The organism is Mesorhizobium sp. CC13 (assembly GCF_039907765.1).
Lineage (GTDB): Bacteria > Pseudomonadota > Alphaproteobacteria > Rhizobiales > Rhizobiaceae > Aminobacter.
Genome location: NZ_JARDJI010000031.1, coordinates 1 through 13,636 on the forward strand (window position 1 = coordinate 1; position 13,636 = coordinate 13,636).

A 13,636-nucleotide genomic window follows, 5' to 3' on the forward strand; every position below is an offset into this window, starting at 1 on the left:
CTCGGCGACGCCAAGAAGATGACCGAGGAAATCGTCAAGGCCATGGACCACTGAGCCAAGCGCTCGGCCAACGCCACGCCGACAACGCACGGCAGACAAAAGCCCGGCTCGCGCCGGGCTTTTTGCGTTGGGGGACGCTTGTTGCTGCGCCGACATGCGTCGTCGCGCTGCCCCTCATCCGCCTGCCGGCACCTTCTCCCCGCAGGCGGGGAGAAGGGACAAGCGGCCGCGCCGGCGACTCCCTCCCCCTTGTGGGGAGGGATAAAGGGTGGGGGTGTCTTCTCACACCTGTTCGCGATGTCCCCGGTCCAAACACCCACAAAGGGGCGAAGGGGATCTGCTACCGCTGCGCTTCCGTCGCCATCCTCACCGCAAGCCCGGCCAGCACCGTGCCCATCAGCCAGCGCTGGATTTTCAGCCAGCCGGGGTTGCCGCTCAGGAACCGCGAGATCGACCCTGCGGTGAGCGCAATGATCGTGTTCACCGAAACGCTGATGCAAATCTGGATCGAGCCGAGCACCAGAAGCTGCGTCAGCACGCTGCCTGCTGCCGGATCGATGAACTGCGGCAGCAGCGACAGGTAGAGCACCGCGACCTTGGGGTTGAGCAGGTTGGTGAAGAAGCCCATGGCGAACAGCTTGCGCGGCCTGTCCCTGGGCAGCTCGCGGACATGGAACGGCGAGCGGCCGCCGGGGCGGATCGCCTGCCACGCCAGCCACAGGAGATAGGCGGCGCCGGCGAAGCGGATCGCGTCATAGGCGTAAGGGACTGCAAGCACCAGCGCGGTGATGCCGAAGGCCGCGCACAGCATGTAGACGACGAAACCGAGCGCCACGCCGCCGAGCGAGATCAGCCCGGCCCTGGGGCCTTGGCTGAGCGAACGCGACACCAGGTAGATCATGTTGGGGCCAGGCGTCAGCACCATGCCGAGCGCAATGGCGGCGAAAGCAATCAGATTGGCCGTGTCAGGCATGGCTCCCCCTCGAGCGAAACAGGTCGCCGACCTGAGGCCCGCAGCTATGCCTCGGAACGGACGTTGGCGAAAGGGGCAGGACGGTGGCAGCGATTGCGGCAGTACTGTCAGCGGCGGTACGAGCACCAGCTGCGCGGGAGATGGTCAGGCCGTGCCATCTTCATGCCGGCGGCGAGCGCGTCGTCGAGGCTGTCGGTGTAGTAGGCGGTGTCTTCGATGCCGCCGAAATGGTTGACGCGGATCCTGTTGCCGCGCTTGCTGATCAGAATGCCGATGGTTCGAAGCCGGTCCTGAACTTCCCGGTACCGCATGATGTTCACCCGCCGCGCCAGCATGCGCGCGCCGAAGCATCGACGCGCCGCTCAGGCCGGATGAACTGCTCCTTCCTCGACGGAGCCCACGTACATCTGAGATGGCTGATATTTGCGGTTTTGGCCGCCGATTGCAAGCGGCGTGCGGCAAAACAGGCGTTTGCCGCACCAGCGCGCGGGCGCCGGTGCGACGGGTGTCAGGTCCTGGTGGATCCCGGCCGCCTGCGGCTACTTGGCCGCGGCACTCACCAATTGCAGCGCGCCGACGGCGAGCGCCATGTTGAGGCCGGTCTGGGCCTGGACGCTGAGCGGCTGGAGCGCGATCGAGCGGCTCGATCCGCCGACAAGCACATTTGCCCCGAGGCCCACCGCCACGGTGGCCTCGGCGCTGGCGCCGACATAATTGCCGGCCAGCACGTCGGGGGCGTAGACGTCCTTGCTGGGGGCCAGCACCAGCCATTGCATGACCGCGCCAGACGTGGTGCCGATATCGATGCCGTATTTGTTGATCCGGCCCGAATAGCTATCCGGCGCGCGGTTGCCGAACGACGGCTTGAAGGTGCAGTGCATGTCCTTGCTCGACCCGACGACGAAGCCGGCGCCGCCGTCGACCGTGCAGGTGAGCACGCCCAGCTTCGCGCCGAACTGGGCGTGGGCCGGCAGCGAGAGCGGCAGAAGCGCCACTGCGGCAAGCAGCAGTTGTTTCATGGCTGGTCTCCTTTCACGGCAATAGCAACCGGTTCGCCGTCGAAAGGTTCCGCAGGGGCGGCCTGGCCACAGCGGGATGGCGGGGCGGCAGGCCAGGCCGCCGAAGCGCCTCAGGCGCCGCGCGTGCGCGCCAAGCCGTCGACCGCCGGCTTGTAGGTCGGGTCCAGCCGGACTGCCTCGGCGTAGGACTTGGCGGCCTTGGCCTTGTCGCCGCGGCGCTCGTAGATCAGCGCCTGGTTGGCCCAGCTCTCGGCGATCTTGCCGTCGAGCTTGATCGCCATGTTGAAGTCGGCGAAGGCATTGTCCTCGTCGTTGGTGGCGAGGTAGGAGAGGCCGCGGCCATTGTAGGGTTCGGCCGAGTCCGGGGCCAGCGAGATCGCCTTGGAGAAATCCTCGATGGCGAAGGCGTGCTGGCCCTGCTGCTGGTAGATCAGGCCGCGATTATGGTAGGCGCGCGGGTCGGTGGTGTCGAGCTGGATCGCCTTCTGGAAGTCGTTGAAGGCGTCCTGGGTGCGGCCGGCCTTGCGGTACAGGTTGCCGCGGCCGATATAGGCCGCGTCGTAGGAATCGTTCAGCTGGATGGCCTTGTTGTAGTCCGCCAGCGCAGCGGTCTGGTCGCCCATGAAGCGGTGGATCAGCGCGCGGTTGGAATAGGCCTGGTAGAAGTTCGGGTTGAGCTGCAGCGCCCGGTCGAAATCCTGCAGCGCCTCGCGGTACTTGCCGCCGCGGCCATAGGCCGAGCCGCGCACGTTGTAGGTCTCGGGATCGTTCGGATTGCTCGAGATCACCGAGCTCAGCGAGGCGATGTTCTCGGCCGAGCCCTGCGCGGTGTCGATCCGGGTCAGTTCGCCGGCCGGGCCGGATGAGGACTGGCAGCCGGCGGCGGCCAGCGCCACAAGCACGAGAGCCGTCACTGCGCCTCCGCGCATTGAAGACATGCGGCTGCTCATGACTGCATTCATCGCTGGCGTCCCTCGCTTGCGCCCCGGCAGTTGGCGCGGCGTCCGGCAGGAATCCGGACAAAACAAAAAGGTGGCGGCGATGTCTAGTCGCCCCACCTCGTCGTTATCCTTCGAAAAGGACCAAAAATTGGCGGATCAACGCGCCGGACGGGCACCGGCGGCAGGAGCCGGACGCGGGGTGCTCGGCAGCAGGCCTTCACGCTGGGCGCGCTTGCGGGCCAGCTTGCGGGCGCGGCGGACGGCTTCGGCCTTCTCGCGGGCGCGCTTCTCGGACGGCTTCTCGTAGTGACCGCGCATCTTCATTTCACGGAAGATGCCTTCGCGCTGCATTTTCTTCTTCAGCGCGCGAAGCGCCTGGTCAACATTGTTGTCGCGGACGAGTACCTGCACGTGTGATCCTGTCTTTCGTGTTCGAAATCTGAAGGCTCCGGCAATAGCCAAAACGCCTCCGCGATGGGCTTCACCGCGAATTTGTGGGCGGCTGATAGCAGAATCGGGGCCGCTTGTCCACTGCAAAGCGGCATTTGCGCGGCCTGTGCGAAACGGCGGGCGGAGGCATGGCTTCGCGCCAGCCAGGCTTGCGGCCCAAGCCTCTCTCATCTTCGTATCCGCCATGCAAGGCCTTCGACGAAGTTGCTGCGCATGGCGCAGGCGAAGGGCGAAACGGGAGGCCGCTGCGGCCGCCGACTTAGCCGACCAGTGCCCCATGACCCGCCGCTTCCGCGCCGCTACGGCATCACGCCCGGGGCGGTTTTGCCCTGGCGCACGGAAATCGGGGCTCAGAGCTGGACCGCACAGTACCGCAGCGTGCACCATGAAAGCGCCTTTCGGCAGGTCTATTGCAACCTGTCCGCCGAGAATGCCGCCCGGAGTTGCGCCGTGACCGACACCGCCTTGCCCGCCCGATCGTCCAGTGCCCAGGGAACGGTGTTCGCCATCCTGCTCGCGGTCAGCTTCAGCCACTTCCTCAACGACGTCATGCAGTCGCTGATCTCGTCGCTCTATCCGATGCTGAAGACGGACTACCGGCTCGACTTCTGGCAGATCGGCCTCTTGACCACGACCTTCCAGGTCACGGCGTCGCTGCTGCAGCCGGTGATCGGCATGTACACCGACAAGAAGCCGCTGCCGTTCTCACTGCCGTTCGGCATGTGCCTGACGCTCGTCGGCCTGCTCACCCTGGCCTTTGGCCGCAGCTATGAAATGCTCTTGGTCGGCGCGGCCTTCGTCGGCCTCGGCTCCGCCATCTTCCATCCTGAATCGTCGCGCGTGGCACGGCTTGCCTCCGGCGGGCGCTTCGGCCTGGCGCAGTCGCTGTTCCAGGTGGGCGGCAATTTCGGCTCGGCGCTCGGGCCGCTGCTGGCCGCCTTCATCGTCGTGCCTCTGGGGCAGGGCGGCATCGCCTGGTTCTCCATCGCCGCCATGGTCGGCATCGTCGTGCTCGTCCGCGTCAGCGTCTGGTACAGCCGCCACATCGCCACCGCCGCCAAGCGCGCGGCACCCACGCTGTTCAATCCGCTGCCGCGCCGAAAGGTGCAGTCGGCGCTCGTCGTCCTCGCCATCCTCGTCCTTTCCAAGCAGGCCTACACGGCCAGCCTGTCGAGCTTCTACACCTTCTACGTCATCGAGAGGTTCGGCGTGTCGGTGCAGGAATCGCAATATCTGCTGTTCCTGTTCCTCGGCTCGGCCGCCCTCGGCACCTTCCTCGGCGGCCCGATCGGCGACCGCTTCGGCGCCAAGACCGTGATCTGGTTCTCGATCCTCGGCGTGCTGCCCTTCACGCTCATGCTGCCCTATGCCGACCTGTTCTGGACCAAGGTGCTGACGGTGGTGATCGGCCTGGTCCTCGCCTCGGCCTTCTCGGCCATCGTCGTCTTCGCGCAGGAACTGGTGCCGGGCCGCGTCGGCATGATCGCCGGCATCTTCTTCGGCTTCGCCTTCGGTATCGGCGGCATCGCCGCCGCCGTGCTGGGCGTGGTGGCCGACGTGCGCGGCATCGAATATGTCTTCAAGCTCTGCTCGTTCCTGCCGATGCTGGGCCTGCTGACCATCTTCCTGCCGAACATGAAGGCCGCGCGCGCCGCTGCCGTCTAGAGCCGGTTGATCGACACCCCGCCATCGGCGAGCAGGGCGGCACCCGTGGTGAAGCTCGAGGCTTCCGAGGCGAGGTAGAGCGCCGAGCGGGCGATCTCCTCGGGGCGGGCGATGCGCTTCAGCGCATGCAGCCCCTCGACGAAGGCGCGCTCGTCGGCGGTCCTGAAGGTCGCCATCGGCGTGTCGGTGCCGCCGGGCAAAAGCGCGTTGACGCGGATGCCGCGCGAGCCATATTCCGCCGCCAGCACCTGGGTCAGGCCGATCAACCCGGCCTTGCTCGCCGCATAGGCGGCCATGCCCGGCAAGCCCGCGGTGTAGCCGACGAAGGTCGAGGTGAAGATCAGCGAGCCGCCCCCACGCTCCAGCATTGCCGGGATCTGGTGCTTGGCGCCGAGATAGGCGCTGGTCAGGTTGGTCTCCATGACCTCCGTCCAGCCTGCCAGTTCCAGCTCGGTGATCGGGCCCATCGCGCCGACGAGGCCGACATTGTTGAAGGCGATGTCGAGGCCGCCGAACTCGCTCTCGGCAAGCTCGACCAGGGCGCGGGCAAATCCCTCTTCCCTCACGTCGCCGGCAAGGGCCGCCGCTTCGCCACCGTCGGCGCGGATTTCCTCGGCCAGTGCTTCGAGGCCGGCAGCGCCGCGTGCGGCCAGCACCAGGCTCGCGCCCTGCCGGGCAAAAAGCTTTGCCGTCTCGCGGCCGATGCCGGAGCTCGCTCCGGTCACGATAGCGACTTTTCCATTCAGTTCGAACATATCAGGCTCCTGTGGACGCTTGGCCGGAGGCATCCGGCGCTGGCCTACAGGTCGCAATTCGGCACGCGGCAAACCACCCGATACCTGCGGCACAATGGGGTGTCGCAAACAGGCGGTGCAAAACGGCAGACACCGTCGCAAACAGGGCAAGGGTGACATCAGCTTTTCGCTAGTGCTACACCTCGCGCTCTGACGCTTCCGGCATCTGCGAGGCCCTGAAAAAATGCGGAAATATTCGGTTTTTGCCATAGCCCGGGAGGCGATGCGCGGCCACAAGGGCTGGGAGGAGCAATGGTCCTCGCCCGAACCGAAGAGCGAATACGACGTCATCATCGTCGGTGCCGGCGGCCACGGCCTCGCCACGGCCTATTACCTGGCCAAGGAGCACGGCATCACCAACGTGGCAGTGCTGGAGAAGGGCTGGCTCGGCGGCGGCAACACCGGCCGCAACACCACCATCATCCGCTCCAACTACCTCTATGACGAATCGGCCGGCATCTACGACCACGCCGTGAAGCTGTGGGACGGGCTCAGCCAGGACCTCAACTACAACGTCATGTATTCGGCGCGCGGCGTCATGATGCTGGCGCACAACGTGCACGACGTGCAGGTGCTGAAGCGTCACGTGCATGCCAACCGCCTCAACGGCATCGACAACGAGTGGCTGACGCCCGAGGAAGCCAAGGCCTACTGCCCGCCGCTCAACATCTCGGCCAATGCCCGCTACCCGGTGGTGGGGGCGACGCTGCAGCGCCGCGGCGGCACCGCCCGCCACGACGCCGTCGCCTGGGGCTATGCCCGCGGCGCCTCCGACCGCGGCGTCCACATCATCCAGAACTGCGAGGTCACCGGCGTGCGTCGCACCGCCGACGGCCGCGTCTCCGGCGTCGAGACCTCCAAGGGCTTCATCGGCGCCAAGAAGGTCGGCGTCGTCGCCGCCGGCCACACCTCGGTCATCATGGACATGGCCGGCGTGCGCATGCCGCTCGAAAGCTATCCGCTGCAGGCGTTGGTGTCCGAGCCGGTCAAGCCGGTGTTCCCCTGCGTGGTCATGTCCAACACGGTGCATGCCTACATCTCGCAGTCCGACAAGGGCGAACTGGTCATCGGCGCCGGCACCGACCAGTACACCTCCTATTCGCAGACCGGCGGCCTGCACATCATCAACCACACGCTCGACGCCATCTGCGAGATGTTCCCCATGTTCACGCGCATGAAGATGCTGCGTTCCTGGGGCGGCATCGTCGACGTCACGCCGGACCGCTCGCCGATCCTGGCCAAGACGCCCGTGAAGGGGCTCTACGTCAATTGCGGCTGGGGGACCGGCGGTTTCAAGGCGACGCCCGGCTCGGGCAACGTCTTTGCCCACACCATCGCCCGCGACGAGCCGCACCCGATCAACGCGCCGTTCACGCTGGAGCGCTTCCGCACCGGCCGCCTGATCGACGAGGCGGCAGCCGCCGCCGTGGCGCACTGAATTCAGCGAGGGAAAAATGCTCCTGATCCATTGCCCCTATTGCGAGGAAGAGCGCCCCGAGCTCGAGTTCCGCAACGCCGGCGAGGCCCATGTCGCCCGGCCGACCGACATCGCCGCGATCAGCGACGAGGACTTCGAGAAGTTCTTCTTCATCCGTTCGAACCCCAAGGGCGTCACCTTCGAGCGCTGGCGCCACGTCCATGGCTGCGCCCGCTTCTTCAACGCGGTGCGCGACTCGGTCTCGGACAAGTTCATGCTGACCTACAAGGCCGGCGAGCCGAGGCCCGACGTCTCGAAGCTCTCCGCCGAGGGCGGGCCCGCCGCCTGGGCCAACCGCCCGCCGGACCAGCTCAACGAAAAACCCACCAGCAAGCGCTCGACCAAGGGAGAGGCATGATGGCCGGTTCCTACCGCATTTCCGGCCAGGGCCGCCTGACGCCGGCGAAGACCGCGCGCTTCACCTTCGACGGCAAGGCGATGACCGGGCTGGCCGGCGATACCGTCGCCTCGGCGCTGCTCGCCAACGGCGTGCATCTCGTCGGCCGCTCGTTCAAGTACCACCGCCCGCGCGGCATCCTGTCGGCCGGCGCCGAGGAGCCCAACGCGCTGGTCACCGTCAGCCGCGACGCCGCGCGCAAGACGTCCAACGTGCGCGCCACCGTGCAGGAGCTCTATGACGGGCTCGACGTCGCCTCGCAGAACCGCTGGCCGTCGCTTTCCTTTGACGTCGGCGCGGTCAACGACCTCGCCTCGCCGTTCTTCTCGGCCGGCTTCTACTACAAGACCTTCATGTGGCCGAAGGCCGCCTGGAAGAACTTCTACGAACCCAACATCCGCTCCGCGGCCGGCCTCGGCGTGGCACCCGACCAGCCCGATCCAGACCATTATTCGGCGCGCTACGCCCATTGCGAGGTGCTGGTGCTCGGCGGCGGTGCCGCCGGCATCGCAGCCGCCCTTGCCGCGGCCGAAACCGGCGTTCGCGTCATCATCTGCGACGAGCAGGCCGAATTCGGCGGCGCGCTGCGCTTCGAGAAGGGCGCGGTCATCGACGGCCAGGACGGCTGGGCGTGGGCGCAAGGCGCGGTTGCCAGGCTCGCCGCCATGGACAACGTCACGGTGCTGTCGCGCACCACGGCCTTCGGCTACTACGCGCAGAACTTCGTCGGCCTCACCGAGCGCGTCACCGACCATCTCGCCGATCCGGGCCGCGAGGCGCCGCGCGAGCGGCTGTGGCAGGTCCGCGCCAGGCGCGTGGTCATCGCCACCGGCGCCATCGAGCGCCACATGGTGTTCGCCAACAACGACCGCCCCGGCGTCATGCTGGCGTCGGCGGCGCGCACCTTCCTCAACCACTACGGCGTCGCCGTCGGCCGCAATGTCGGCGTCTACACCGCCAATGACTCCGCCTATGCGGCCGCCGTCGACCTCAAGAAGGCCGGTGTCGGCATCGCGGCCATCGTCGACCTGCGCGACAACCCGGCCGGCCCGCTGGTCGACGAGGCGCGCGCGCTCGGCATCGAGGTCAACCACGGCCGCGCCGTCACCTCCGTCAATGGCCGCCAGCGCGTCACCTCCATGGTCGTCCAGGCCAAGGCGGGCGGCGCCGAGCGCACGATTACCTGCGACGCGGTGCTGATGTCGGCCGGCTGGACGCCGTCGGTGCACATGTTCTCGCAGTCGCGCGGCAAGGTCGCCTTCGACGCCGACACCCGCCGCTTCCTGCCCGGCACCTATGCCCAGGACTGCGTCTCGGTCGGCGCCTGCAACGGCTCGGATTCGCTCGAGGACAGCATCGCCCAGGCGCTCGAAGCCGGTGCCAACGCTGCCCGCGAGGCCGGCGCCAAGTCGGCCAGGGGCGTTGCGATCAAGGTCGAGGGTTCGGAAGGCTGGACCGGCGGTATGCTCGGCTCCGGCCCGGGCGCCGGCGCCGAGACCACGGTCAAGGCCTTCGTCGACTTCCAGAACGACGTCACCGCCAAGGACATCCGCCAGGCGGTGCGCGAGGGCATGCGCTCGATCGAGCACGTCAAGCGCTTCACCACCAACGGCATGGCCACCGACCAGGGCAAGACCTCCAACATGCACGGTCTCGCCATCGCCGCCGAGGCGCTCAACAAGGACATCCCCGAGGTCGGCCTCACCACCTTCCGCGCGCCCTACACGCCGGTGACCTTCGGCGCCATCGTCAACCACTCGCGCCACGCGCTGTTCGACCCGACGCGCAAGACCCCGACGCACGCCTGGGCCGAGGCCCACGGTGCGGTGTTCGAGGACGTCGGCCAGTGGAAGCGCGCCTGGTACTTCCCGCGCTCGGGCGAGGACATGCATGCGGCCGTCAACCGCGAATGCGTGACGGTGCGCAAGACCGCCGGCCTGTTCGATGCCTCCACCCTCGGCAAGATCGAAGTGGTCGGCCCGGATGCCGCCAAATTCATGGAGCTGCTCTACACCAACCCGTGGGAGAAGCTCGAGGTCGGCCGCTGCCGCTATGGCATCATGCTGCGCGAGGACGGCTTCATCTACGACGACGGCGTGGTGGGACGTCTTGCCCAGGACCGTTTCCACGTCACCACGACCACCGGCGGTGCTGCCCGCGTCATGCACCACATGGAGGACTACCTCCAGACCGAGTTCCCGCATCTCGACGTCTGGCTGACCTCGGTCTCCGAGCAGTGGGCGGTGATCGCCGTCCAGGGGCCGAACTCGCGCAAGATCATCGAACCGCTGGTTGAGGGCATCGACCTCTCCGACGCGGCCATGCCGCACATGTCGGTGCGCGAGGGCAAGATCTGCGGCGTGCCCACCCGGCTGTTCCGCATGTCGTTCACCGGCGACCGCGGCTTCGAGGTCAACGTGCCGGCCGACTACGGTCGCGCCGTCTGGGAGGCGCTGTGGGCCGAGGGCGAGAAGCACGGCGCCTGTGCCTACGGCACCGAGACGATGCACGTGCTGCGCGCCGAGAAGGGCTACATCATCGTCGGCCAGGACACCGACGGCACGGTCACGCCCAACGACGCCGGGCTCGACTGGGCGGTCGGCAAGAAGAAGGCCGACTTCGTCGGCATCCGCGGCATGGCGCGGCCAGATCTCGTCGCCAAGGGCCGCAAGCAGCTCGTCGGCCTCAGGACCCGGGAACCGGCGACGGTGCTGGAAGAGGGTGCGCAGATCGTCGAGAATCCCAAGCAGGCTATCCCGATGAAGATGATCGGCCACGTGACGTCGAGCTACTGGTCCGAGAATTGTGGCCGCTCGATCGCCATGGCGCTGGTGGCCGGCGGCCGCGACCGCATCGGCGAGACGCTCTACGTGCCGATGCCCGACCGGGTGATCGAAGTGGAAGTCACCGGCACCGTGTTCTTCGACGAGAAGGGAGAGCGCCTCAATGGCTAAGGTCGTAACAGCCGTCAGGAACCCGGCCCACGCCGGCAAGAGCGTCGGCGGGCAGGGCGTGTCGCTCAAGGTGCTGGAGCCGGCGAGCCGCATGTCGCTGCGCGCCCGCCCGGATGCGGTCGCAGCCCTTTCCAAGGCGCTCGGCCTGACCCTGCCGCAGAAGCCCAAGTCGTCGGCCGCCAAGGCCGGCCGCACCGTGCTCTGGCTCGGCCCGGATGAATGGCTGGTCATCGACGAGGCCGGCGGCGACCCGGTCGCCGACTGCGGCTCGGTCACTGGCCTGCATTCGGCGGTCGACGTCTCCCACCGCAACGTGGCGATCGCCGTGACCGGTCCGAACGCGGCCGTCACGCTCAGCTCCGGCTGCCCGCAGGACTTGTCGCTTGCTGCCTTCCCGGTGGGTGCGGCCTCGCGCACCATCCTCGGCAAGGTCGAGATCGTAGTCCTGCGCACGGCCGAGGACGCCTTCCGCGTCGAGTGCTGGCGCTCGTTCTCGGACTATGTCTGGGGCTTCCTGTCGGAGGCCGCGCGCGACGCCGGCTGAGCGCTCCGCCCGCCATTCCCGACATCTGCTGCGCCGCCTTGGACCGGAACCTCCGGGCCGAGGCGCGCGTTTCATCGTCCCGTTCAGAGCAATGAGGACGAGCAAGAATGCCCAATGTTTCACAGCCGAATGCCGGCCGCGTCCAGAACCGGCGCCAGCGCCGCGCCCGACGCAGCGACGAGCGGCCGAAGGACCAGCAGGTGCTTCAGCAGGAGCTGGACGAAGGCCTGGAGGACAGCTTCCCGGCGAGCGACCCGGTGTCCGTCACCGTGACCTCCATCCCCGGCGCGCCGGTCAAGCCGGCCGGCGAGAAAGACACTGCACCGGGCAAGAGATCCGCCCGCGACAAGGCCAGCGACGTTGATTGAGCCTGCATCGCGGCTGCCAGTTCGCGCCTGACGAGGCTGCGCTGGCGCTTGCCCCCGCGATAGCCGCGCACGAGCTCGAGCGCCGAAAAGCCGAGCACTGGCGAGGCCCTGTTGGTGCGGTGCTCCTCGACGGCGACCGAAAGCCGCCCGCGCAGCACCTGTTCGACGATGCGCCGCGCGATCAGGTACTTCACCATCTCAGGATGCTGCTCGCGTATGTAGCGGTTCTTGGCCAGCATCTCCCCATAGGCTTTGACGTAGCCGACCGGCCGGCCCGATATCGAGCCCGGCGAAGCGTGTTTCCGCCAGTCCGGTTCCGCGGTGAAGAGGGCACCGCTGTACCTTGAGAGTCTGAGCAGGAACTCGCGATCCTGCAGGCGCATCAGGTCGGGATCGAAACCGCCGACCGACAGGCTGGCCTGCTTGCGCACCGTGATCGCAGAACCTGCGATGAACAGGATCTGGGCGATCAGCGCCCGCTCCAGCATCCCGGCCGCGATCATGCCGGGCGCGTTGACGCTGGAGGTCGTCTTGCCCGCCTTGATCGTATCGAACGAACTGATCGCCAGGGAAAGGCTGGGGTCGGCATCGAACAGCGCCAGCGTCGAACGCAGCCTGTGCGGCAGGAACTCGTCGTCCGAATCGAGAAAGGTCAGGAGCGGCGCCCGCGCCATTTCGATGCCGCGGTTGCGCGCCGCATTGGCGCCGCCCCATTTGTCGAGGCGGACATAGGTGAGCCTGGGGTCGTCAAGCCGGGCCATGGCGGCGTCGGTGCCGTCGGTCGAGCCGTCGTCGACGACGATGTGCTCGAAGCATGTCTCCGTCTGGGCCGCCACGCTGGCCACGGCACGCAGCAGATGCTCGCGCCGATTATGGGTCGGCGTGATGACGGAGATGCGCGGCGCCTGCATCAGCTGTGCTCCACGTAGTCCGGGACGTACTCCACGCGATCGGCGGTCACACCGGCCGCCTGGGCGATCTGCGCCAGCGTCGCCAGGTTGTAGAAGGCCAGGCCGGCCATCCAGGCGAAAGGCGTCTGCCATGCCGGCATGCCGGTCTTGTGGGCGTTGCCGAAGACCCTCCTGGTCGTCCGCCACATCGTGGTGAACCAGCGGCTGAGCGCATGCCGCACCCGTTTCGATCTCGCGGAAGACTGCCGGGCCGAGTATTTGCGGTCCGCATCGCGGCCGGTGACCAGGGCTCGCCACAGGAAAAAGCGAAGGCCCTTGGGTGCGGGGTGGCAAACCATCGCGTTGGTCCTGAGCAATTGGTGCCCGGCCCGGCCGAGCCTATCCATCAGCAGCGTGCAGGAAACCTTGAAGCCGTTGCTGTAAGGAATCGGGGTCTCTTCCAGGACATGCCGCCGGAATGCGCTGTTGTTCAGGTTCAGCGCGCGCTTGGCCGCGAACTTGCCGTCGCCGTGGCGGAGCGGGAAGAACCAGATCAGCGCGAAGGTCCGGGACACGAAATCCGAACTCTCCAGGTAAGTGTAGCCGTTGACGATGGTCGTTTCGCCGGATTCGAACGGCGCCAGGATGGTTTCAAGCCAGCGCGGCCCGGGCAGCGCGTCGGAATCGAGAAAGATGACCGGGTCTCCGCGCGCCACCTTCACGGCTTCGTTCTTGAGTTCGTAGTAGCGGCCGTCCGGCACCGATATGCAGTCGAGGTCGGCGATCTGTGCGAGGCGGGGAGCCTGTGCCCTGATGCCGGCTGCGAGCATGGCCGTGTCGGCGGGGCTGCCCGCCTGCGAGAACACCACCTGCGGCCTCGCCAGTCGTCCCGTGGCCGACAGCGCGTCGATCTGGCTGGTCAATTCAGTCAGGATCGCGCGCACCTCCTCCCAGTGCACCTGCCGCGCGTTCTCCATCTCGATAATGATCGTCGGACCGTGCATGCTCCCCCGAGCCCCGATTGCTGCCCGGGACCGGAGTAGACCGGAGGGAGTAACGGCTTGACGCCGTCGACACGGCCGAACGGGCCGCGCCGGTTACGTCAAGGTTACATCCGCCCTTCGTGCTGCCCCCAGCCCCGAGCAAAGAAAAAGCCGCCCATAT

Annotated in this window: 13 protein-coding genes; 5 read left to right on the forward strand and 8 right to left on the reverse strand. The window is 67.3% G+C overall.

What is annotated here, in order from left to right:
* Positions 1-340 precede the first annotated feature (340 nt).
* From PV773_RS23790 to rpsU, 5 genes are all read right to left on the reverse strand, one after another.
* The gene (locus PV773_RS23790; protein ID WP_347968747.1) at positions 341-973 is read right to left on the reverse strand and encodes a LysE family translocator; all 633 of its coding nucleotides are present in this window, start codon (positions 971-973) and stop codon (positions 341-343) included.
* Between the two features lie 107 nt (positions 974-1,080).
* Complete coding sequence (locus PV773_RS23795) at positions 1,081-1,284, reverse strand: hypothetical protein (protein WP_347968748.1); 204 nt, start codon at positions 1,282-1,284, stop codon at positions 1,081-1,083.
* A gap of 228 nt (positions 1,285-1,512) precedes the next feature.
* Positions 1,513-1,992, reverse strand: a complete 480-nt coding sequence (locus PV773_RS23800) for a DUF992 domain-containing protein (protein WP_347968749.1) — start codon at positions 1,990-1,992, stop codon at positions 1,513-1,515.
* 110 nt (positions 1,993-2,102) lie between these two features.
* A complete protein-coding gene (locus PV773_RS23805; RefSeq protein ID WP_347968750.1) occupies positions 2,103-2,954 on the reverse strand; it encodes a tetratricopeptide repeat protein in 852 nt (283 codons plus the stop codon).
* 135 nt (positions 2,955-3,089) lie between these two features.
* On the reverse strand, positions 3,090-3,344 hold the full coding sequence (gene rpsU / locus PV773_RS23810) for a 30S ribosomal protein S21 (protein ID WP_340036576.1): 255 nt from the start codon (positions 3,342-3,344) through the stop codon (positions 3,090-3,092).
* Between the two features lie 489 nt (positions 3,345-3,833).
* Here rpsU and PV773_RS23815 point away from each other — a divergent pair, with 489 nt between their 5' ends.
* On the forward strand, positions 3,834-5,048 hold the full coding sequence (locus PV773_RS23815; protein WP_347968751.1) for an MFS transporter: 1,215 nt from the start codon (positions 3,834-3,836) through the stop codon (positions 5,046-5,048).
* On the opposite strand, the gene PV773_RS23820 is transcribed toward PV773_RS23815, so the two are convergent.
* Positions 5,045-5,803, reverse strand: coding sequence for an SDR family oxidoreductase (locus PV773_RS23820; protein WP_347968752.1), 759 nt, complete (start codon positions 5,801-5,803; stop codon positions 5,045-5,047). The genes PV773_RS23815 and PV773_RS23820 overlap by 4 nt on opposite strands.
* A 223-nt stretch (positions 5,804-6,026) precedes the next feature.
* On the opposite strand from PV773_RS23820, the gene PV773_RS23825 reads away from it, so the two are divergent.
* The 4 genes from PV773_RS23825 to PV773_RS23840 are packed head-to-tail and all read left to right on the forward strand — an operon-like array spanning position 6,027 to position 11,214.
* Positions 6,027-7,280 (forward strand): sarcosine oxidase subunit beta, encoded by a 1,254-nt coding sequence (locus PV773_RS23825; RefSeq protein ID WP_347968753.1) that lies wholly within the window; start codon positions 6,027-6,029, stop codon positions 7,278-7,280.
* A 16-nt stretch (positions 7,281-7,296) separates the two neighbouring features.
* Positions 7,297-7,677: a sarcosine oxidase subunit delta gene (locus PV773_RS23830; RefSeq protein ID WP_347968754.1), complete on the forward strand. Its 381-nt coding sequence runs from the start codon at positions 7,297-7,299 to the stop codon at positions 7,675-7,677.
* Entirely contained in the window at positions 7,677-10,670 is a 2,994-nt protein-coding gene (locus PV773_RS23835; RefSeq protein ID WP_347968774.1) for a sarcosine oxidase subunit alpha, read from the forward strand. Before PV773_RS23830 ends, PV773_RS23835 begins: the two co-directional genes overlap by 1 nt.
* Positions 10,663-11,214 carry a sarcosine oxidase subunit gamma gene (locus PV773_RS23840; protein ID WP_347968755.1) on the forward strand — a complete coding sequence of 184 codons (552 nt, stop codon included), beginning with the start codon at positions 10,663-10,665 and terminating at the stop codon, positions 11,212-11,214. Before PV773_RS23835 ends, PV773_RS23840 begins: the two co-directional genes overlap by 8 nt.
* Before the next feature lie 205 nt (positions 11,215-11,419).
* Here PV773_RS23840 and PV773_RS23845 read toward each other — a convergent pair whose 3' ends face one another.
* Positions 11,420-12,493 (reverse strand): glycosyltransferase, encoded by a 1,074-nt coding sequence (locus tag PV773_RS23845; RefSeq protein ID WP_347968756.1) that lies wholly within the window; start codon positions 12,491-12,493, stop codon positions 11,420-11,422.
* Positions 12,493-13,476, reverse strand: coding sequence for a glycosyltransferase family 2 protein (locus PV773_RS23850; protein WP_347968757.1), 984 nt, complete (start codon positions 13,474-13,476; stop codon positions 12,493-12,495). The genes PV773_RS23845 and PV773_RS23850 overlap by 1 nt, the downstream gene beginning before the upstream one ends.
* Positions 13,477-13,636: the final 160 nt, after the last annotated feature.